At 68.0% G+C, this 19822-nt stretch carries 16 protein-coding genes; 8 read left to right on the top strand and 8 right to left on the bottom strand.

Annotated features, from left to right (window positions below; genetic code table 11):
- The first annotated feature begins 244 nt into the window (after window positions 1–244).
- From EII34_RS07550 to EII34_RS07540, 3 genes are all read left to right on the top strand, one after another.
- On the top strand, window positions 245–3331 hold the full coding sequence (locus EII34_RS07550; RefSeq protein ID WP_260425080.1) for a glycoside hydrolase family 2 TIM barrel-domain containing protein: 3087 nt from the start codon (window positions 245–247) through the stop codon (window positions 3329–3331).
- Between the two features lie 230 nt (window positions 3332–3561).
- Window positions 3562–4959 (top strand): MFS transporter, encoded by a 1398-nt coding sequence (locus EII34_RS07545; protein ID WP_124844522.1) that lies wholly within the window; start codon window positions 3562–3564, stop codon window positions 4957–4959.
- A gap of 327 nt (window positions 4960–5286) precedes the next feature.
- On the top strand, window positions 5287–6294 hold the full coding sequence (locus tag EII34_RS07540) for an alpha/beta hydrolase (RefSeq protein ID WP_124844520.1): 1008 nt from the start codon (window positions 5287–5289) through the stop codon (window positions 6292–6294).
- Between the two features lie 58 nt (window positions 6295–6352).
- Here the strand turns inward: EII34_RS07540 and EII34_RS07535 are convergent, their stop codons facing one another.
- The 7 genes from EII34_RS07535 to EII34_RS07505 are packed head-to-tail and all read right to left on the bottom strand — an operon-like array spanning window position 6353 to window position 13253.
- Window positions 6353–8149, bottom strand: coding sequence for an ABC transporter substrate-binding protein (locus tag EII34_RS07535; protein WP_185711223.1), 1797 nt, complete (start codon window positions 8147–8149; stop codon window positions 6353–6355).
- Window positions 8149–8361, bottom strand: coding sequence for a hypothetical protein (locus tag EII34_RS07530; RefSeq protein WP_124844516.1), 213 nt, complete (start codon window positions 8359–8361; stop codon window positions 8149–8151). Before EII34_RS07530 ends, EII34_RS07535 begins: the two co-directional genes overlap by 1 nt.
- Before the next feature lie 8 nt (window positions 8362–8369).
- Window positions 8370–9170: an ABC transporter ATP-binding protein gene (locus EII34_RS07525; protein WP_124844514.1), complete on the bottom strand. Its 801-nt coding sequence runs from the start codon at window positions 9168–9170 to the stop codon at window positions 8370–8372.
- A complete protein-coding gene (locus EII34_RS07520) occupies window positions 9163–10158 on the bottom strand; it encodes an ABC transporter ATP-binding protein (RefSeq protein ID WP_124844512.1) in 996 nt (331 codons plus the stop codon). Before EII34_RS07520 ends, EII34_RS07525 begins: the two co-directional genes overlap by 8 nt.
- Window positions 10158–11024 carry an ABC transporter permease gene (locus tag EII34_RS07515; protein ID WP_124844510.1) on the bottom strand — a complete coding sequence of 289 codons (867 nt, stop codon included), beginning with the start codon at window positions 11022–11024 and terminating at the stop codon, window positions 10158–10160. The genes EII34_RS07520 and EII34_RS07515 overlap by 1 nt, the downstream gene beginning before the upstream one ends.
- On the bottom strand, window positions 11021–12133 hold the full coding sequence (locus EII34_RS07510) for an ABC transporter permease (protein ID WP_124844508.1): 1113 nt from the start codon (window positions 12131–12133) through the stop codon (window positions 11021–11023). Before EII34_RS07510 ends, EII34_RS07515 begins: the two co-directional genes overlap by 4 nt.
- Window positions 12123–13253 (bottom strand): Gfo/Idh/MocA family protein, encoded by a 1131-nt coding sequence (locus EII34_RS07505; RefSeq protein ID WP_124844506.1) that lies wholly within the window; start codon window positions 13251–13253, stop codon window positions 12123–12125. Before EII34_RS07505 ends, EII34_RS07510 begins: the two co-directional genes overlap by 11 nt.
- 82 nt (window positions 13254–13335) lie before the next feature.
- Here EII34_RS07505 and EII34_RS07500 point away from each other — a divergent pair, with 82 nt between their 5' ends.
- The 5 genes from EII34_RS07500 to EII34_RS07480 all read left to right on the top strand — a co-directional run bounded on the left by EII34_RS07500 (window position 13336) and on the right by EII34_RS07480 (window position 18668).
- Entirely contained in the window at window positions 13336–14517 is a 1182-nt protein-coding gene (locus EII34_RS07500; protein WP_124844504.1) for an ROK family transcriptional regulator, read from the top strand.
- Between the two features lie 74 nt (window positions 14518–14591).
- Window positions 14592–15665 carry a Gfo/Idh/MocA family protein gene (locus EII34_RS07495; protein WP_124844502.1) on the top strand — a complete coding sequence of 358 codons (1074 nt, stop codon included), beginning with the start codon at window positions 14592–14594 and terminating at the stop codon, window positions 15663–15665.
- Entirely contained in the window at window positions 15662–16903 is a 1242-nt protein-coding gene (locus EII34_RS07490; RefSeq protein WP_124844500.1) for a YyaL domain-containing protein, read from the top strand. The genes EII34_RS07495 and EII34_RS07490 overlap by 4 nt, the downstream gene beginning before the upstream one ends.
- A complete protein-coding gene (locus EII34_RS07485) occupies window positions 16900–17853 on the top strand; it encodes an ROK family protein (RefSeq protein ID WP_185711222.1) in 954 nt (317 codons plus the stop codon). The genes EII34_RS07490 and EII34_RS07485 overlap by 4 nt, the downstream gene beginning before the upstream one ends.
- The gene (locus EII34_RS07480; protein WP_124844496.1) at window positions 17850–18668 is read left to right on the top strand and encodes a PIG-L deacetylase family protein; all 819 of its coding nucleotides are present in this window, start codon (window positions 17850–17852) and stop codon (window positions 18666–18668) included. Before EII34_RS07485 ends, EII34_RS07480 begins: the two co-directional genes overlap by 4 nt.
- Here EII34_RS07480 and EII34_RS07475 read toward each other — a convergent pair.
- A complete protein-coding gene (locus tag EII34_RS07475) occupies window positions 18661–19806 on the bottom strand; it encodes a hypothetical protein (RefSeq protein ID WP_124844494.1) in 1146 nt (381 codons plus the stop codon). The genes EII34_RS07480 and EII34_RS07475 overlap by 8 nt on opposite strands.
- Between the last annotated feature and the right edge of the window lie 16 nt (window positions 19807–19822).

Genomic DNA, 19822 nt, shown 5'->3' with positions numbered 1-19822 from the left:
GACGATACCAAGAAGCCCGGTTGAGGGTCCCAACACTGTGCTCCGGGAGTGAACGGATCGCTGTCCGAGCGCCCTCCCGAACCAAGAATGTTTACGTCATCATCTGGCGTTTCGGGACCCACTCTTGGCTCTGTAACCCGTGAAATCGCTGGTCAGATCGCTGGAACATTGCGCCGGTGTGAGTTAAAATGGCGACGTCAATATTCTAGTTGACGGGCCCCTCCTCCCTCCGGATTGGAACGCAATGATGATTGTTCCCCGCCACCACGAGAACCTCTCCGTGCTCCACGAGCACACCCTGCCCCCGAGGGCCTACTACGTCCCCACCCCGGTCGGCTCCTCCTTCGACCCGCTGAGGCGCGAGGAGTCCGACCGTTTCCAGTCGTTGAACGGGACCTGGCGCTTCCGCCATCACCCATCCGTCCACGACGTGACCCCGTTCTGGAACGACGAGGAGGAGGTGACGGACTTCGGGACGATCCAGGTGCCCGGGACATGGCAGTTCCAGGGCCACGACGCGCACCAGTACACGAACGTGCGCTACCCCATCCCGCTGGATCCGCCGTTCGTCCCCCACGCCAACCCGGCCGGCGCCCACCTCACCGAGTTCGACTACGAGATCGACCCCGACGCACCCACCTGCACCCTCGTCCTCGAGGGCGTCGACTCCTGCTGCTACGTCTGGCTGAACGGCGCCTACGTCGGCTACAGCCAGGTGTCCCACGCCACGGCGGAGTTCGACGTGACCGCCCACCTCGTCACCGGGACCAACCGGCTCGCGATCCTGGTGCTCAAGTGGTGTGACGGAACCTACCTCGAGGACCAGGACAAGTTCCGCACCTCGGGCATCTTCCGGGACGTCTACCTCCTCAAACGCCCCGAGTCCGTGCTGTTCGACCACTTCGTCACCACCACCCTGCAGGACGACGGCACCGCCCTCGTCGAGGTCCGAGGCCGCTTCAACGGCGCCCCGGTGCCCACGCGCCTGGAGCTCGCCGACCCCGCCGGCCGCGTCGTCGCCACCGGGACCCTCGCGGCGCATCCCGACGAGGACCGCTTCACACACCGGGCCGAGCTGCACGTGGCGTCCCCGCGCCTGTGGAGCGCCGAGGACCCCCACCTGTACCACCTGAGCATCACCTGCCCCGACGAGACCATCCACGACCGCGTCGGCATCCGCGAGGTCGTCGTCGACGGCGCCGTGCTCAAGGTCAACGGCCGCCCCGTCACCCTGCGCGGGGTGAACCGTCACGACTCCGACCCGCTGACCGGGCCGACGGTGGACGTCGAGCACATGCGCCGCGACCTGCAGCTGATGAAGGAGCACAACATCAACGCTGTCCGCACCGCGCACTACCCCAGCGATCCCCGCTTCTACCAGATGTGTGACGAGTACGGCTTCTACGTGATGTCCGAGGCCGACAACGAGAGCCACGGGACGCAGACACAGTACCTGGCCGACGACTCCTGGCCCAACGTGGTGGAGCACTGGAACGCGCGCATCGCCAACAACCCCGACTGGGCCGAACCCACCCTCGACCGGGTCAGGCTGTGCGTGGAGCGGGAGAAGAACCGGCCCTGCGTCATCTCCTGGTCCGCCGGCAACGAGTGTGCCTACGGATCGACGTTCGAGGCGGCGCTGCGCTGGATGAAGGAGTACGACCCCACCCGCGTCACGCACTACGAATCGGCCTTCTACCGGTCCGGGGATCGACGCTACGACTACTCCGACATCGACCTGTACTCCCGCATGTACCCGTCGTTCCAGGAGATCCGCGACTACCTCGACTCCGACCCCGACAAGCCCCTCGTCCTCGTCGAGTACTCCCACGCCATGGGCAACGGTCCGGGGGATCTCGAGGACTACTGGCGGATGATCCTCGCTGACGAGCGGCTCTGCGGTGGCTTCGTGTGGGAGTGGTGCGACCACGCCGTCCAGGACGGTGTCGACGACGACGGCAACCCCCGCTACCTCTACGGCGGGGACCACGGCGAGGAGGTCCACGACGGCAACTTCTGCGTCGACGGGCTGGTGGATCCGCACCGCAACCCCCACCCGGGCCTGAAGGAGCTGTGGAACGTGCAGCGCCCCGCCCGCGTCGTCGGCGTCGACTGGGAACGCGACACCATCGCGCTGCGCAACCAACTGGACTTCCTCGACCTCCGCGACCACGTCGCCGTCGACTTCGAGCTGACCCTCGACGGGCGGATGATCGACGCGGGGCGCTGCCAGCTGCCGGACCGGGTGGACCCCCATGCCACGGTCGAGATCCCGTTGCCGCCCTCCGCGCGCGAGGCCGCCGACCTGCGTGGCCGATGCTTCCTCACGCTCACCCAGCGTCTGGTCCACGACGACGATCCGCTGGTGCCGCGGGGGCACCTGCTCGGCGTCGATGAGATCGAGGTGCCGACCGCCGACCGGCGCAACCAGCGGGCCGTGGCCGTCCTGGAACGCGGTGCCTCGGGCGGCTCCCTCGACGTCGTCGCCTCCGACGACCTGATCGTGGTGGAGGGGGTCGGGTTCAGCCACGGGTTCTCCCGGCGAACCGGACTCCTCGCGCGCAGCACCGTCGGTCAGGTCGAGGTGTTGAGCCGTCCCGCGGAGGTCAACATCTGGCGGGCCCCCACCGACAACGACCGGCACACCGAGGTCCAGTGGCGACGCGCCCGCTACCACCAGGCGACGGCGCGGGCCTACTCCTGCGAGGCCAGCCGGGTGGGGGAGCGCGTCGTCATCCGGTCACGCCTGGCCCTCGTGGCGCCGACGATCCAGCCCATCATGCAGGTTGACGCGACCTGGGAGGTCGACGCCGACGGCAGGATCGACCTGGAGCTGGTCGGCCGCCGCGACCCGGAGTTCCCGGCGCTGCCGCGGTTCGGGATGCGGTTCCTCCTCGCGCCCGAGCTGCAGGAGGTGACGTACTTCGGGCTCGGCCCCCACGAGAACCACGTGGACAAGCGACGCTCCGTCCGACACGACTGGTTCTCGACGAGCCTCGACGGCCTCGGCGAGAACTACACCCGGCCCCAGGAGAACGGGTCGCGGGGTGACTGCGATGTCGTCACGCTCCGCTCCGACCGGTTGACCGTCGACGTCGCCGCCGCCACCCCGTTCTCGTTCAACGCCTCCCGGTTCACCCAGGAGGAACTCACCGCGAAGCGGCACAACTTCGAGTTGATCCCCAGCGGATCGACCGTCCTCTGCATCGACGCGGCGCATGCCGGGGTCGGGTCGGCCAGTTGCGGCCCTGAGCTCTCGCCCCGGTACCGCGTCGACGCCCCGGAGCTCGTGCTCCGGCTGCGTCTGGTGGTCGCGAATCCCTCCTCCTGAGGGCGCGATTCACGCCCTTTTCCGCGGGTCGAGCCGGACTGCGGGTGCTGCGCGCAGTCCGTGTCGAGACCTCTGGCACACGGTGCTGGGACTCCAGCCGGGTGGGAATCCCCCGGGGTCTCGACACGGGTCCTCCGCAGCCTGCGGACCCGGTGGGAAGAACAGGCCGCAACCCGTCATGAACAACGCCTTCACCGTTCCACGCCCCCATCCATTGAAAGGAGAATGCCGTGAGTGGCGACGTCACCCAGAAGAAATACCTCAAGTGGTACAACAAGGTCGGTTACGGAAGTGGGGACATCGCAGGCAATGTCGTCTACGCGTTCCTCTCCGCCTTCGTCATGATCTACCTCACCGACACCATGGGCATGCAGGCCGGTGTGGTCGCGACGCTGATGATGCTGTCGCGTTTCTTCGACGGCTTCTCCGACTTCGTGTTCGGGATCCTCATGGACAAGACCCGGACCCGGATGGGCAAGGCCCGGCCGTGGATGTTCTGGGCCTTCTTCGGCTGTGCCGCGATGGTCGTCGCCGTGTACGCGATCCCGCCCGGCCTGGGCATGGCGGCGAAGTACGCGTGGTTCTTCATCGCCTACACGCTGCTGAACTCCGTCTTCTACACCGCCAACAACATCGCGTACTCGGCCCTGACCGCCCTGGTGACGAAGAATGTCAACGAGCGCGTCCAGATGGGCTCCATCCGATTCGTGTTCGCCTTCGGGACGAGCTTCGCGATCCAGGCCGTGACGGTGGAGGCGGTTCGCATGATGGGCGGGGGAGCCGAGGGCTGGCGTGCCGTCGCGATCATCTACGCCCTGATCGGTCTCGCCTCCAACAGCCTGGCGGCGTTCTCCGTCAGAGAGCTCACCCCCGAGCAGCTGACCGACGGGCGGGAGACGACGGAGGAGGCGAAGCTCCCGGTCCTGGAGTCGCTGCGCCTGGTGGTGCGCAACAAGTACTTCCTGTTGATCGTGGTGATGTTCATCACGATGCAGCTCTACGGGGCGCTCACCGCGATGGGCATCTATTTCATGACCTACGTGCTGGGCAATCCGGATCTCCTCGGGTCGTTCGCGTTCGCGATCAACATTCCGCAGATGGTCGCCCTCATCGCCCTGCCGTTGATCGTGGCCCGGGCGAAGGGAATGTACCGGGTGAACCTCATCGGCTACGTCATCGCCGTCGCGGCGCGGATCGGCGTCATCGTGGCCGGATACATGGTCAACGTGCCCCTCATGCTGGTGTTCACGGCGATTGCATCGTTGACGATCGCGCCGGTTCAGGGAACGTTGACGGCGCTCATTGCGGAGGCGAGCGAGTACACCTTCCTCAAATCGGGCAAGCGCATCGACGGGCTCATGTTCTCGTGCACGTCGTTGGGGACGAAACTGGGCGGCGGCATCGGGACGGCGCTCACCGGTTGGTTGCTGGAGGCCTCCGGCTACGTCAGCTCGACCACCGGCGGCGGCGACACGGTGACCCAGCCGGAGTCCGTCATCCAGATGCTCCACGTCACCTACCTGTGGCTCCCGGCGCTCGCCTGCCTGGTCATCCTGCTCCTGGTGGCCAACCTGGACGTCGAGAAACGTAACCGGGCCTTGCGGGCAGAGGCGACGGTCACGCCCTGAGGTCTCCGCCGGGCAGGGCCGTGGGCCGGTGTCGTGTCAGCCTTTTGGCGGCGCACACCGACCCGCGGAGGGGGAGCGTGTGGGTCGCGTCGCTGGTGGGAGCGGGTTCGTGCCCGCTGCGGAGGGATCTCGGAGGTGACCTCGTCCGGTCAATTTTTCAAGACTCCTTTCAAAAGGGCGGGGCACTTTGTTAGGTTGGCTTCACAAGACGGCTCGACCGTCGGGGTGCGGCCCAGGAGAATCGGCCGCGAGCGTTCAGTTCAGCCCCGGACGATGGCTCGAGCCCGACCAGATGGAAATGCAGTCGAACTCCCGCAAGGAGTGTCCATGTCCAGCAAGAAGAACATCAACCGTCGTGGCTTCCTCGGGGCCAGTGGGGTCGTCGCGGCCTCGGCCCTGGGAGCCGGAGCCATCGGCCTGGGGGCCTCCCCGGCCCACGCCGATCTTCGCGGAGCACCCAGAGAGATCGAGAACCAGGGCCGCATCCTGAGTTACGAGTTCAACACGACCTCGGTGGAGACCCGATGGCCTCATCTCCATCCGCCGAGGGCCACGGTGTTGCTGCCCGACGGCTACCACACGAGCGGCAAGCGCTACCCGGTGCTCTACCTCCTCCACGGGGGACTTGGCAGCTACATGCAGTTCAGGGACCTGGGCATCGAGGGGCTCACCGCGGGCAAGGAACTCATCGTCGTCATGCCCGAGGGTGGGTACGCCGGGTGGTACAGCAACCCGGCATCGACCAGTATCACGGTTGGTCCCCGCAACTGGGAGACCTTCCACATCAACGAGCTGCTCCCGTGGGTGGACGCCACCTTCCGCACCCACGCGGAGTACGCCGGTCGTGCGGTCTCCGGGTTCTCCATGGGTGGCTTCGGGGCGCTGAAGTACACCGCCAAGTACTACGGCCACTTCTGCTCGGTGAGCTCCCACTCCGGCCCGGCCAGTCTGCGCGAGCCCTTCGATGCGATCCGGGTGGCCGACTACATCAATTTGACCGGTTTCGCCGAGTGCGGGCGCTCGATGTACGGCGTGCCATGGCGTGAGGACCTGGTGAGCGCGGACAACCCGGTGGAGCGGATCGAGAGCTACCGCAACAAGCGGATCTTCCTCGTGGCCGGTACGGCACGCAGCGCGCTGTTCAACGGCAAGGCGGAATGGAACGAGCTGCAGGAGCAGCAGGTGGCCGACGGCCAGCGGCAGTTCGGCGCCCTGCTCGACCAGGCAGGCATCCCGCACACCCGCTACGAGGAGCCCGGTGGGCACTTCGTGCGCCAGCACCGACTGCAGGAGGACATCGACGGCATCGTCGCCCACCTCAAGAAGGCCGGCTGACGCGTCACGGTGAGAACTGGGGGGTGGGCCTCGGCCCACCCCCCAGTCTCGTCCCGGCTCACCTCGTCGGGGACAGCATCCCCTCGTAGAAGAAGACCGGCACGAAATTGTCCGAGTAGAACGAGTTCATGTAGAGGTCACTCTCCTCAGGGAACCCGGAGACCTCGGAGGTGACCACCGGATTGTTCCCGAAACGCTCCACCAGCGGCAGCACCGGCAGCAGCTCATTGAAGGCCTGGGCCAGCCGGGTGGTCTTGGCCACCTGCTCCTCAGGCCTGCCGAACGCACTGTCTGTGACCTCCTGCTCCAGATCCATCGGCCCCAACACGTCGGTCTCCACCTGGAGGTCGAAGCCCATGCCCTTGCCCTCCCCGAGCTTCGGGTGGTTGAAGTTGATCAGCGTCGCGTTGTAGGAATCCGTCGGGAACGGATTCGACGCCCCCCAGGCCTGGATCGCCAGCTGGAAGTTGCCCTCCTGGACATCCACCTCCTGTTGGCTCGAGTCCACCCCGACCGGGGTGATCCGGATCCCGAAGGCGTTGGCCTGCTCCGCCAGGCTCTGCCCCGTCGCCGCCCAGTCGACGTAGTCGGCGGGGAAGATGAGGTCGTACTGCGCGGGGGTCCCTGCACTGGTGATCCACTGGTCCCCGCTCTTGCTCCACCCTGCCTCCTCGAGCAGCTGCGTGGCCCGCTCCAGGTCCAGGTCGTAGGCGGTCAGCCCGGCGGCGGCCTCAGGGGTGACCCAGGTCTCGATGGCGTTGTCGGACAACCCGGTCATGTACCGGACCCCCTTCCCGGAATCACCGAGGGAGAGCGTGCCCATCTCGTCCCGGTTGAGGAAGAACCCGAAGGCCTGCCGAACCCGCTTGTCCTGGAACTCCGGCAGCCTGGAGTAGTTGAAGAACAGGGCCGGGCCCGTGTACGTCGGGGGACGCAGGATGCGGTAGCCCTGCTGCTCGAACTGCTTCGCCGTCGCGACGGGGAACCCGTCGGTGGCGTAGTGGACATCCCCGGAGAGCACCAACGGGGTGATGGTCTCCGTGGAGCCGCTGTGGACGGTGATGGTGTCGTAGCCCACGGAGTCGGCGCGGTAGCCGTGCTCGTTCAACGTCAAGGTCAGCTGGGAGTTGGTCATCGTCGAGGTGTCGATCGTGAAGGGTCCCGACACGATGGGGGCATCGATCCTGACCTCGGCGATGCGTGCGGCCAGTGCCTTCGCCTCCGGGGAGTCCGCAGGGGTCCGGGCCTCGAACAGCGTCACGGCATCCTCGACCACCTCACCGTACTGTGCGCTCGAGGCGGGTCTTTCCCGCATGATCCAGTAGACCGCGATGGGCGTGGGCTCCAGCAGCCTGAACTCCAGGGTCGAGTCGTCGACCACGGTGATGTCCTCGAGGTAGTTGAACACCGGCTGCTGCATCACGTAACGCATCGCGAAGGAGTGGTGCACGTCCTTCGCCGTCAGCGGTGAGCCATCGCTCCACTTTAGGCCCTGACGCACCTTGTACGTGAAGGTGAGCCCGTCGTCGGACACGGTGGAGGACTCGTCGGCCAGCAGATGGTAGTACTCCTGCTTCTCCCAGTTGTAGATGCCACCGGGCAGCATGATCATGTCGTTGAGGTAGCCGAGGTTCGTCGGGATGGAACCGGTCACGCCCGCCAAGGTGTGGAAGTTGCCCTTGGGAGGCAGGTCGAAGGACTGGTCGGCGCCGAAGTTGCGGGTCGCAGCTGAGTCCTTTCCGGCCGGACCGCCACCGGTGGCGCACCCGGCCAGCAGCAGGGCGGCCGCGACAGCCGTGCCCATCGCTGCGATGACACGACGTCTCAGTCCTCGTCGTGATGGTGTGTGGATCATCATTCCTCTCCTTGTCCGGGGGTGGGTCTGGCGTGATCCGAGGATCGGGAGGTGAGAAGGAGCAGCAGCACGCCCAGGCCAGTCAGGAGCGCGCCGATCATGAGGGACAGGGCGGACATCACCTGAGCGGCGGAACCGCTGGGCAGGGCCACCAGGCCGATGCCCGCCAGGAGGGCGATCGTGAGTCCTGCGGCGATCGCGTGACGCGCCATGCCGCCGGTCATGATCCACCCCCGTTCGGTTCGTCCTCGAACCGGATCATGGGGAGCGCATCGATGAGCGCTCTGGTGTAGGCGTGGCTGGGGGAGTCCATGACCTCAGGGGTGGGGCCGTACTCCACCAGACGCCCGAGCCGGAGCACGGCGGTTCGACCGTGCCAGGCGAAATGCCGTGCCAGGGTGAAGTCGTGGGTGATGAACAGGAAACCGACACCGAGGTCGTCACGCAGTTCCGCCAACAGGTTGATCATGCTGCCACGGATCGAGGCGTCCAGCATCGAGGTGGTCTCGTCCGCGATGATCAACTCGGGCTCGGTGGCCAGGGCCCGTGCCAGGGCCACCCGTTGGCGTTGCCCGCCCGAGAGCTGATGGGGATGGCGGTCCAGGAACAGGTCGACGGGGGTCAGCTCCACCCGCTCCAGCAGCCCGGCGGCATGCTTCCGGGTGCGACGGGAACGTGCCCTCAGGGCGGAACGCAGTGTGCTGAACACGGTGCGGGTGGGATTCAGCGAGGCGTAGGGGTCCTGGTGCACGTACTGCACGCGGCGTCGGAACCCGAGGAGGTCCGCTCCCCGCAGGGTCGAGATGTCCCGTCCACGGTGGTGGATGCTTCCGGCGGTGGGGCGGTCCAGCCCGGCAGCGATGCGGGCGAGGGTCGTCTTGCCGGAGCCCGACTCGCCGACCAGGCAGGTCACCGAACCCGCATCCACCTCGACGCTGACCTCGGACACCGCCACCACCTCCCGGGACGAGGTGCGGAACCGTTGGGTGACGCCCCGGATCTCCAACAATCTCTCAGCCATGGCCCCTCCTCGGGATGCGCCTCGGCAGGTGGGCGACGACATGGGTGGGACTGAGCCACGTCGGTTCGTCCTCGTCGGAGGTGAGGCTCTGGGTGGTTCCCTCCTCGGTGGCGATGAGGTAGTCCGCGAGGGACTCCTTGATGGTGCGCAACCGGGTGGGTTCCCCGTCCCACCGTGGGATCGTCCCCAGCAGGGCCTGGGTGTAGGGGTGCCCCGGTCGGGTGAACACCTCCCGGGTGGTGCCGAGCTCGACGATGCGCCCGCCGTACATCACGGCCACCCGGTCCGCGATCTCAGCCGCGAGGGCCAGGTCATGGGTGATGAAGATCATCGCGAACCCGATGCGCTCCTGCAGGGAGCGCAGGATGGTGATGATCGCCTTCTGGGTGAGGACGTCCAGCGCCGTCGTCGGTTCGTCGAGCACCACCAGGCGGGGTCGCAGCAGCAGGCCGAGCGCGATGAGCACGCGCTGTCTCATCCCGCCCGAGAGCTGATGGGGATAGGAGGCGAGGACCCGCTCCGGTTCCAGCATCACCATTCCCATGAGCTCCTCGATCCAGCTGTCGAGCTCGGCTCCTCGCGGACTGCCCGCGTGGGCGCGGGCCGTCTCGAGGAAGTGCTGCCGAACCGTGAGCAGTGGGTTGAGTGAGTTCATCGCCCCTTGGAAGACGACGGACAGCTCACTCCACCGCAGCTCACGTTCGGCCTGCCGGGACAGCGTCGTCAGCTCCACCCGCTCTCCCGCCTTGGTGCGCAGCATGATGGTTCCCGAGGAGATGCGACCTCCTCGGGGCAGCAGCCCCAGGACCGCCAGGGCCAGGGTGGTCTTGCCACATCCGCTCTCCCCGGCCAGGACCAAGGTCTCCTGTGGGTCGAGGTGGAGGGTGACCTCGGACACGGCCGTGACCGGACGCCGATCCGTGGCGTAGGTGATCGCCAGATCCGAGATCTCCAGCAGGGGCTGTGCCCCGGGGGAACGAGTGCTCATCAGTACCTGCCTGCCAACCGAGGATCGAGGAGGTGTTCAAGGGTGCGGGCGAACCAGATGGCCGAGAGCTGGAGCACGCTGACCACCAGCAGGGGGGCCAGGATCGACCATGCGGCGTCGGCGAAGAAGAGCGCCCCCTTCGCCCAGGCGTTGTTGATCATGATGCCCCAGTTGACACCGGTCATCGGGGCCAGGCCGAGCAGGTACAGCCCCACCATCGAATAGGTCGCCCCCGTCATCGCGAAGATGAAGTGGATCATCAGGTAGCTCGCCATGTTCGGCAGGATCTCGCGGCCGATGACGACCGGTGTGGACAGGCCGACGATCCGAGCCGCCTCCACGTACTCCCGCTCCTTGAGGGAGAGCACCTGGGCGCGAACCGCGCGGAGCAGCCCCGGCCAGCCGAGCACCCCGAGCAGCAGCGCCAGCATCACAGGGTTGTCGAGACGGATGTATGCGGCCAGCACCACCAGGAGCGCGAACTGGGGGATCGTCAACATGAAGTCGGTCAGCTGGATCACCAGTGAGTCCACCCAGCCACGCAGGTAGGCCGCCAGGGCTCCCAGGGTGACGGCGATGCCGGTGGACACCGTCGCCGAGATGGTGCTGACGATGATGACGTCACGTCCACCCAGCAGGATCATCCGCAGCACGTCGCGCCCGTCGGAGTCGGTGCCGAGGGGGTGGGCCGCCGACGGCGGGGAGTAGATCGCCGTGGTGTCCGCCGGCGGCATCTCGATGAACCAGGGCAGGATCAGCGCGGCCACGCACATGACGAGGAACACCACCCCGCCGATGGTGCCGGTCACGCTGATGCGCAGCGCACCGGCCCAGCGGCTCCTCCCGGGGCGTCGACGGCCACTCATCGTCGGGCTCCCTCGACTCGGATCCTGGGGTCGATGCGGGACAGCAGCAGGTCCGCCGCCAGGTTGGCCAGGACCACGGAGACCGTGATGACCAGGATGAATCCCTGGACGACGGGGTAGTCACGGGCCTCGATCGCGTCGTAGAAGTAGTACCCGACACCGTCGTACTTGAAGATCTGCTCCACCAGGGTCGAGCCACCGACGACGAAACCCAGCTGGACCGCGAACTGCGTGAACAGGGGCAGGATGGCGTTGCGCCCGACGTAGTGGACGTGGATGCGGGAGGCGGGCAGGCCACGGGCCCGGGCGTTGAGCACGTAGTCGTCCTCGAGCACCTGGGTGGTGGAGGACTTCATCTGCAGGATCCAGCCACCGACGGAGGTCAGGGTGTAGACGGTGATCGGCAGGGCCGCGTGGGCCAGCACGTCGAGGATGAACTCGGCGGTGAGGCCGGGTTGGATCCCGGGGGTCACCGTGCCGCGCAACGCACTGACGTTGAACCAGCGCAGCTGCACGCCGAGGACCACGATCACCAGCATCGCCCACACGTAGTTGGGCACCGCGTTCAGTGCGGAGGAGATGTTGGTCACGACGTGGTCCAGCCAGCTGCCGCGTCGATGGGCGATGAGCACCCCGAGGCCGACCCCGATGAGGAAGGACAGCAGCAGCCCGGTCCCGACGCTGAAGAGGGTCCACGGCAGGTAGGCCAGGATGTGGTCGGTCACCGGGGTCCCGGGGGCGACGATGGACTGTCCCAGATTGCCCCGCAGCAGTCCGTTGAGGTAGTCGAGGTACTGCTGCAGCAGGGGCGCCGAGGGGTCGTAGGACAGCAGGGAGGAGGCGCGGGCCAGGGCTTCCTCGCGACTCAGGCCCTGCTGGCTCATGAGCCGTTGCACGTAGGCCTGCAAGGGGTTGCCCGGCATCCAACGGACCAGCACGAAGGACAGGGAGGCCACCGCCCAGATCGTGATGATGCTCTTGAGGACCCGACCCAGCACGTAGTTGTGCCGGATCCGGTGCCATGCGCCGCGGTGCTCGGCCTCCTCGCGCTCCCGGGACAGTTCGGGTGAGAGCAGGGTCACCTCGTCGGCAGGGATGTCATCGCGCATGGGGAGTCCGGAACGTGGTGGTGAGGTCGACGACACGGCCGGTGGCGGCGGATTCCACCGCGGCGGTCATGACCTCGAGGGCGTGTCGGGCCCGGTGGGCATCGGCGATGGGGGGCTGCCCGGTCCTGACGCAGTCGACCAGGTGCTCCATCAGCATGGCGCGGTGCAGCTCCTGTTCACGGAGGTTCTCGGCCCGGGTGAGCTCCCGTGGGTCCAGCCAGGCATCCACCCCGGGTTCGAGGTCCTGGACGAAGACCTCGAGGGGGTTGGTGTCGCGGTGGTGGATGGCGAGTGCCCCTCGTCTGCCGAAGACCTCCACCTTGGGCGCCCGGGTGGCCAGGACGTTGAAGGTGGCGTCGATCACGGCGTAGGTGGAGTCCCCGAAGTCGAGCATGAACAGGAAGTTGTCGGGGGTGGTCACGGGGATCTCCAGGCCACCGAACGGCCCGGTGCCGCGGACGGTGCGGATGTCCTCGGTGATGCCGCCGAAGGCGGAGACGCGCCTGGCCGGTCCCAGCAGGCTGGTGATCTCGTGGATGCCGTAGACCCCCATGTCGAACAGGGGGCCACCACCCGGCTGGTAGAACCAGGTGGGGTCGAAGGGCCAGCCGTCGGGGCCGCCACCGGGTCCGGCGTGGGAGCTGCGCACGCGGGCGAAGCAGACCTTCCCGATCCGGCCCTGGTCGATGATGCGGCGGGCTTCCTGGTACTGGGCGTAGAGGGTGTCGGGGGGAGCGCACACGACGACCACCGACTGCCGCGTGGCCTCCTCGATGAGCGCGTCGGCCTCGGCCACGGTGGTGGCCAGCGGTTTCTCGGAGAGCAGGTGGCGGCCGCTGCGGAGGATGGACATGGAGGTCTCCGCGTGCACTGAGATGGGGGTGAGGTTGGCCACGGCCTCGACGCGGTCGTCTCGGAGCATCTCCGCCAGGGACGCGTGGACGGTGTCGATGCCGAACCTCCGGGCCGTGTGTTCCGCGTGGTCAGGCACCACATCGGCGACCGCGACCACTTCAACTTTGTCCGTGAGGCCGGATAGGTTGGGCAGGTATCCGTCCTCGTCGCCAGCGATCATGCCTGCCCCGAGGATCCCGAACCGTAGCGGGGACTGCTGAGTCATGGTGCTCCTTGCTCCGTTGCACAAGATTGTTAATAGTATTAACTAACAGGGTTGAGTTGGCAACACTGTGGAGAGGACTGACATGTCGGCGGGTGGCGATCGGCTTCTGGGCAAAGGCCCCAAGCTCATCCGTGAGATGAACCAGCGGGTGTTGTTCGACACCCTGCTGTCCCAGGGGGCGTCGACCCGCCCCGCACTGGCCCGGGCCTCGGGGCTGTCCCAGCCCACGGTCATCGCGGCCCTCAACGAGATGGAGGAGGCGCAGCTCGTCGTCGCGTTGGGCAACGACGCCCGGGAGCTGGGGCGACCGGCCCGGCTCTACCAGGTCAGGGCGGATGCGGGGTTCGTCGTCGCCATCGACATCGGTCGGGTCTGGGTGCGGGTGGCGGTGGTCGACATCGCTGGTGGTGAGTTGTACCGCCACGACGTGCGCAACGTCGCCAGGAGTGCCGGTGCGTTGGTGGAGCTGATCTCCGCGGAGGTGGCCCAGGCCAGGAAGAGGCTCGGCCTCGACCCCGAGCGCACCCATGCGGTCATCGGCTCCCCGGGGGTGTTCGCCCCGAAGCGTGGGGTGGTGGACTACGCCGATCAGCTGCCGGGCTGGCATCGGCCGAAGCTGATCAACATGCTCGTCGAGGAGCTCGGCGGGCAGGTGCGGATCGAGAACGACGTCAACCTCGCGGCCCTCGCCGAGTCCATCCACGGACGTGCGGGACGCTACGAGTCCTTCGCCTACTTCCACATCGGCACCGGTGCCGGACTGGCCACCATCCTCAACGGCCGGCTCCATCGCGGCTTCCACGGGGCCGCGGGTGAGCTGGCCTACCTGCTCACCGCCGCCGACGGGGGCGGTGGTGAGCGGGTGCTGGAGGACGTCGTCTCGGCGCGTGCGCTCACCGCCTCGGCCAGGGAGCTGGGGTTGGGTGGTGTCGGTCCGGAGGACGTCCTGCGGCTGCTGGACGAGGGGGATCCCGCGGCGGGGCGGGTGATGGAGCGTTTCGTGGCGGGGGTCGCGGCGGCGGTGATCGCCATCAATGCGGTCCTGGATCCCGAGTGCATCGTCCTGGGTGGGGGCATCGGGGCCAGGCTCGGCGGTCATCTCGAGCAGATCGGGGAGGCGGTGGCCAGGCGCAGTCCGTTCCGGGTCCGCCTCGACGTGGCGGCGCTGAATGCCGATGCCACGCTGCGAGGGGCGCTCGACCTGGGGCTCGAGGCCGCACGTGAGGCCATGTTCCGCTCGGGGGTGCGGCGGGCTTCCGATTGACAGGATCGATGTATTAATGAATACTCCTTAGAAAATGTTCCGCGAGGACGCGGGCCATGATCGGAGGTGAACCCATGACATCGATCAACTTCGCACTCATCGGTCTCGACCACTGGTACTCGGCCGTGCCGCTGGCCCACGGGTTGAGCGCCCACCCCGAGACCACCCTGCAGCTCATCGTCGACCGTGATCCGCGACGCGGCAGGGTCCTCGCGGACGAACTGGGGGTGCGATTCACGACCTCGGTGGCGGAAGCCCTGGCCGACCCCGGGATCGAGGCGATCGGCTCCTTCCCCAGCGTGGACGAGAACCCGCAGGTCTGCATCGACGCGGCGGAGGCCGGCAAGCACGTCGTCTCGGTCAAACCGGTGGCGCGAACGCTGCAGGAGGCCAGCGCCGTGGTCAGGGCCGTCGAGGAGGCCGGGGTGCAGTTCATCCCCGCCGAGTCGCGCTCCCGGATGACCGCGCAGAACCAACGGCTCCTCGAGCTGGTCCGTTCCGGCGCCCTGGGGGAGATCGTCTCCGCCGACTTCGCCCTGTGCGGGGTGTTGCCGAAGGCCTGGCACGACTCCGACTCCCCGGGCTGGTGGGTGGAGGAGGCGCGGGCTCCCGGCGGGGCCTGGATCGACCACTCGATCTACCAGATCGACCGGTTGCGCTGGCTGCTCGGGCAGGAACCGGTGGACGTGGTGGGTGTCACGGCGAACCTGCGGTACCCGGAGCTCGCGGTGGAGGACTACGGCCACGCCATCTTCACCTTCGACGGCGGGGTGGTCGCGACGATGGAGGACACCTGGACCGGTGCCGAGGGGGCATGGCGGATCACCACCACCCTCAACGGGACATCCGGGTCGCTGGCCATCGACACCATCAACTCCCGCACCACTGTCCTGCGCGCCTCGGGGGGTGCCCCCTCGGGGTGGGTGGAGCTCGACCCCCTGCCCGACGACTCCGACCTGATCCAGCCCCTGGTGGACCGGATCCGCGGGAAGCACAACGCGCTCGGCACCGTCCGCGACGCCTGGCGCAACCTAGCCGCGGCGCGAGCCTTCTACGACGCGGCTGCCTCCGGTGCGAGACGCCGGGTCCCGGTGCCGGAGGACGAAACCGACGAAACCCACGATCTTGTGAAAGGAGTTCACCGATGAAGACGATCCTCAGAACCCTCGCCGCCGTCATGGCGGTGGCCCTGTGTCTGCCCGCCCCGGCGCACGCCAGCACCGAGAGCACGGCGGTCCGCAACGCCTACCTTCACCTCGACGAGGCGATGGACGAGTGGGGCAGCGGCGACCAGCTGCGTGTCCCGTCGAGCTATCACCGGGGTTTCCTGGACTTCTGGGACAACTCGCTCACCTACGACAACGCCTTGATGATCATCGTCTACGCCAACCGCAAGGACAGCCCCGACTCCTTGGCCCGGGCTCGGATCATGGGGGATGCACTGCTGCAGATGCAGGCCAACGACCCGATCGGTGATGGTCGACTGCGCAACGCCTACGGCCCCGAGCACCTCTTCGACGCCGAGGGCGTTCCCAACATCCAGACCTGGGGATCGGCCGCGGGCAACCAGGCCTGGGCCGGCATGGCCCTGGCCCATCTCGCCCACGTCACCGGGGAACGCAAGTACCTCGACGGGGCGGTGCGCATCGGTGAGTGGTTGCTCGACGAGACCGGTGACATCCGCGGTGTCGGGGGCTTCACCGGTGGGTACCGCTCCGGTGGAGACAAGCTCGAGTGGAAGTCGACCGAGCACAACATCGACATGGTGGGTCTGTTCGGGATGCTCGGAGAGCTGACCGGGGAACCCCGGTGGAGCATGGCGCGGATGCGTGCCGAGACCTTCGTGCGCAGCATGTGGGACGTGCTCGAGGGGCGCTTCCACATCGGCAGCACCGAGAACGGCATCGCCACCAATGTCGACGAGTTCAACCCCGAGGACGTGCAGTCGTGGGGATACATGGTCCGGGGCAGGCACCGCTACCTGATGGCCCTCGACTGGGTCATGGGCAACCTCGAGGTGACCGATCCCACCTATGCCGAGAAGATGATCACCGGGGTCCTCTACGCCTGGCAGACCAATCCCGACAATGCAGATCACAACGACGACACGGTCTGGTTGGAGGGCACCGCCCACATGGCCCTCGCGCTCAAGCTCAGCGGCAACCCCTCGCACCGGGCCCAGGCCGAGGTCTACCTCCAGACCCTGCGTGAGATCCAGGTCAACGGCATCAATGCCGACGGCAAGGGGATCCAGGCCAACTCGAAGGAGGGATACGCCGGTGGGGAGGAGCGCAACCACGCCAGCCTGCACACCGGCACCACGGCCTGGTTCATCATGGCCGAGCAGGGGCTCAACCCGTTCGTGCTGGCCGGGACCAAGAAGTGACCCCGGACCGTGGCGCTGACCCTGCGGTCTCGGCGTTGGCCATCGACATCGGTGGCACGAAGACCGCCTTCGCCCGGGTCAGCGCCACCGGGGACATCCTCGACTCCTTCCGGGTGGCCACACCCACCGCGACGACACCGCGTGACCTCGCCCTCGAGCGGCTGCGGGAGCACGTGCGTCGGACACTGCGGTGGAGCAGCCGATTCGAGCTGTGCGTGGTCGTGCGCCCGGGACTGCTCGCGGGCGAGGACGTCGTCGAACTGTCCCCCAACACCCCGGCCTGGCAGGACACCGCCCTGGCCGGGCTGTTGCGTCAGGAACTCGGTGACCTCAGCATCCGCTTCGAGAACGATGTCAGGGCCGCCGCCCACGCGGAGGTGACCACCGGTCAGCTGCGGGGGGTCGACCCCGGCCTGTACGTCAACCTCGGCACCGGGGTGGCCGCCGCGCTGGTGGTCCACGGGCGGATCCTCGTCGGGGCACACCGGGCCGCCGGGGAGATCGGCTACATGAGGCCGGACCCGTTGTCGGGGAGCACGGCACCCGAGGGGTTCCCGGCACCACTGGAGGAACTGCTCGGGGGCCAGGCCCTGGGACGGCGTGCCTCACGTCTGCTGGGTCGTCAGCTGGGGGCCCGGGAACTCTTCGAGGCCACGGACCCGCTGGCCCGGGCCGTCGTCGGGCAGAGTGCGCTGCTGCTGGCCACGATGCTGGGGAATCTCTGCACCCTGGTGGACCCGGAGCTGATCGTGTTCGGAGGTGGGCTGGCCGGTTCCTTCCAGCACTGGGCCCCGATCGTCAGGGCGCACCTGGTGGCCGGCTTCCCCTGCGTCCCGGAGCTGAGGGTGTCCCGACACCTCACCGACGGTTCCCTGGTCGGGGCGGCGACGTTGTGTCGGGCCGAGTTGGCAGGGGGACGACAGGAACCCTGCGTCGTGAAGGAGGGATGACCATGACCGGTGTCCGGGTCCTCATGTTCGGGGCGCATCCGGATGACTGCGAGTTCGAGTGCGCCGGACTGGCGGCACTGGTCACCCGGGCCGGCGGGACGGTGGAATTCGTCTCCGCCACGGACGGCTCCAGCGGGCACCACCAGATCTTCGGTGAGGAGTTGGTGGCGCGTCGGCTCCGGGAGGCCGAGGCCGGTGCCGCTGCCGTGGGGGCGACGGTGACCAACCTGGGCTTCCCCGACGGCTGGTTGTTCCCCGACCGTGTGCTGCGCGAGGCCGTGATCACCGCGATCCGGGGCTTCGGGCCCGATGTCGTGGTGTGCCCCAGACCCTGCGACTACCACCCGGACCACCGTGCCGTCGCGACGGCGGTGCTGGATGCGGGATACCTCCTCATGGTGCCCGGGATCGTCGCGGAGGTCCCGGTGCCCGCGCGGCGACCGGTCATCCTGCACACCTGCGACACGTTCACCGATCCTCGCCCGTTCCGCGCGGACCTGCTGGTCGACATCGACGCGGTGGTGGAGCAGAAGGTGGACGCCATCATGGCCCACGAGAGCCAGGTGCGGGAGTGGCTGCCCCACGTCAACGGGTTCGCATCCGAGATCCCGGTGACGGAACCGGCCAGGACGGCCCACCTCCGTGCCCGGGAGCGGGCGAAGGCACATGGTGTGGCTCGCCGTTTCGCCGATGAGCTGGAACGGCGCCACGGTCGGCTGCCGGAGACCGCGGAGGCCTACGAGATCTCCGAGTACGGGGCCAGCGCGGATCCGGGCTCCGTCCGCAGGATCCTGGGGCTGGCGGCCGTCAGGTGAACCGCCGGGCCTCGGCCCGGAACTCCTCGCTGAGGCCGGCGTCGTTGGCCACCACCGCGGCCCGGCGACGCCACGCCAGCGAGTGCGGATTGGCCAGGCCACACCACAGGCGCGGACGTCCCCCGAAGGCGATGGCGATCTGCACCAGGGTCCGCAGCAGTTTGGGGTTCACCCCGGCCGCCTGGTCGCAGAGGGTCGCGACGGGGGCGTTCACCAGCCGTGCGCGGCCCACCGTGACCCCCAGGCAGGTCCGGTGGTCGGCTCCGGTGATGGTCATCTCCTCCCACAACGGCTCCAGGTCCTCAGTGGTGCCGTACCAGCCGAGCAGGGGGACCTGCACCAGGTCGTCCCAGGCGGGGAAGTGCGTGCGGATGTGGGCGTCGAAGGAGCTCCGCGCCGGATGTCCCAGCTCGGCCAACGCGATCCCCAGGGCCACGACGGCGGGCACGCAGGAGTAGGTCTCACCGGCCAGTTGGGTGAGGAACCGGTCCTGCCAGCCGTCGACCAGCACGTCCAGGTCCTCGGTGGTCAGCGCATCCGCGTCCATGACCCGTCTGAGGCACAGCCCCAGCGCAACGCCCTTGATCCCCGGGTCGTGGAACTGGCGACGACACCACTCCAGCTGTCCGGGGGCCAGCCGGGTCTGGACCTCGAACCAGTGGCGGGCCTGCGGGTCGTCGAGGTCGATCCCCGGCCACTGCTCAGCGGACCAGACGGCGTGCTCGGCCTCATCCCACCGGTCCAGCAGGTCCGTGGCCAGGCAGGCGTCCGGGTGCAGGGGATCGGAGGCGATGGCGGGGTAGTAGGTCCGGGCCGCCGGGAGCTGCTGCAGCGCGAGCCCCACCCGCACCCAGGTGGGGGCGGTGTCATCGCGCATCGTGTCGACGGCGGCCGCGAAGAAGTCGTCGGAATGGTCCCGTTGTTCCTCAGGGGACAGTTCCGCCGACAACAGCCCGACGGCGGCCTCGCCCCAGACCTCGCGGGGCAGCTCCACCTCGGCCGCCCAGCGGGCGGCGCTCTCGGTGGGAGTGATCCCGGACAGTTGCGCATCGGTGACGATGAACTCGTGCACCGACTTTCCCTGGGCGGCCCGCTGCCGCAGGGCGTCGGTGTTGAACTCGGGGGCGGGATCAGGCATGCCCCCACATTAGAGC

It is taken from the genome of Arachnia propionica (genome assembly GCF_003859805.1).
Taxonomy (GTDB): domain Bacteria; phylum Actinomycetota; class Actinomycetes; order Propionibacteriales; family Propionibacteriaceae; genus Arachnia; species Arachnia propionica_C.
Note: the sequence above shows the minus strand (reverse complement) of the source record. Positions and strands in the feature narration are given on the sequence as shown.

Coding starts and splice junctions, on each gene's coding strand:
- EII34_RS07550 (WP_260425080.1), top strand. CDS start 245: ATGATGATTGTTCCCCGCCACCACGAGAACCTCTCCGTGCTCCACGAG.
- EII34_RS07540 (WP_124844520.1), top strand. CDS start 5,287: ATGTCCAGCAAGAAGAACATCAACCGTCGTGGCTTCCTCGGGGCCAGT.
- EII34_RS07535 (WP_185711223.1), bottom strand. CDS start 8,149: ATGATCCACACACCATCACGACGAGGACTGAGACGTCGTGTCATCGCA.
- EII34_RS07530 (WP_124844516.1), bottom strand. CDS start 8,361: ATGGCGCGTCACGCGATCGCCGCAGGACTCACGATCGCCCTCCTGGCG.
- EII34_RS07525 (WP_124844514.1), bottom strand. CDS start 9,170: ATGGCTGAGAGATTGTTGGAGATCCGGGGCGTCACCCAACGGTTCCGC.
- EII34_RS07520 (WP_124844512.1), bottom strand. CDS start 10,158: ATGAGCACTCGTTCCCCCGGGGCACAGCCCCTGCTGGAGATCTCGGAT.
- EII34_RS07515 (WP_124844510.1), bottom strand. CDS start 11,024: ATGAGTGGCCGTCGACGCCCCGGGAGGAGCCGCTGGGCCGGTGCGCTG.
- EII34_RS07510 (WP_124844508.1), bottom strand. CDS start 12,133: ATGCGCGATGACATCCCTGCCGACGAGGTGACCCTGCTCTCACCCGAA.
- EII34_RS07505 (WP_124844506.1), bottom strand. CDS start 13,253: ATGACTCAGCAGTCCCCGCTACGGTTCGGGATCCTCGGGGCAGGCATG.
- EII34_RS07500 (WP_124844504.1), top strand. CDS start 13,336: ATGTCGGCGGGTGGCGATCGGCTTCTGGGCAAAGGCCCCAAGCTCATC.
- EII34_RS07495 (WP_124844502.1), top strand. CDS start 14,592: ATGACATCGATCAACTTCGCACTCATCGGTCTCGACCACTGGTACTCG.
- EII34_RS07490 (WP_124844500.1), top strand. CDS start 15,662: ATGAAGACGATCCTCAGAACCCTCGCCGCCGTCATGGCGGTGGCCCTG.
- EII34_RS07480 (WP_124844496.1), top strand. CDS start 17,850: ATGACCATGACCGGTGTCCGGGTCCTCATGTTCGGGGCGCATCCGGAT.
- EII34_RS07475 (WP_124844494.1), bottom strand. CDS start 19,806: ATGCCTGATCCCGCCCCCGAGTTCAACACCGACGCCCTGCGGCAGCGG.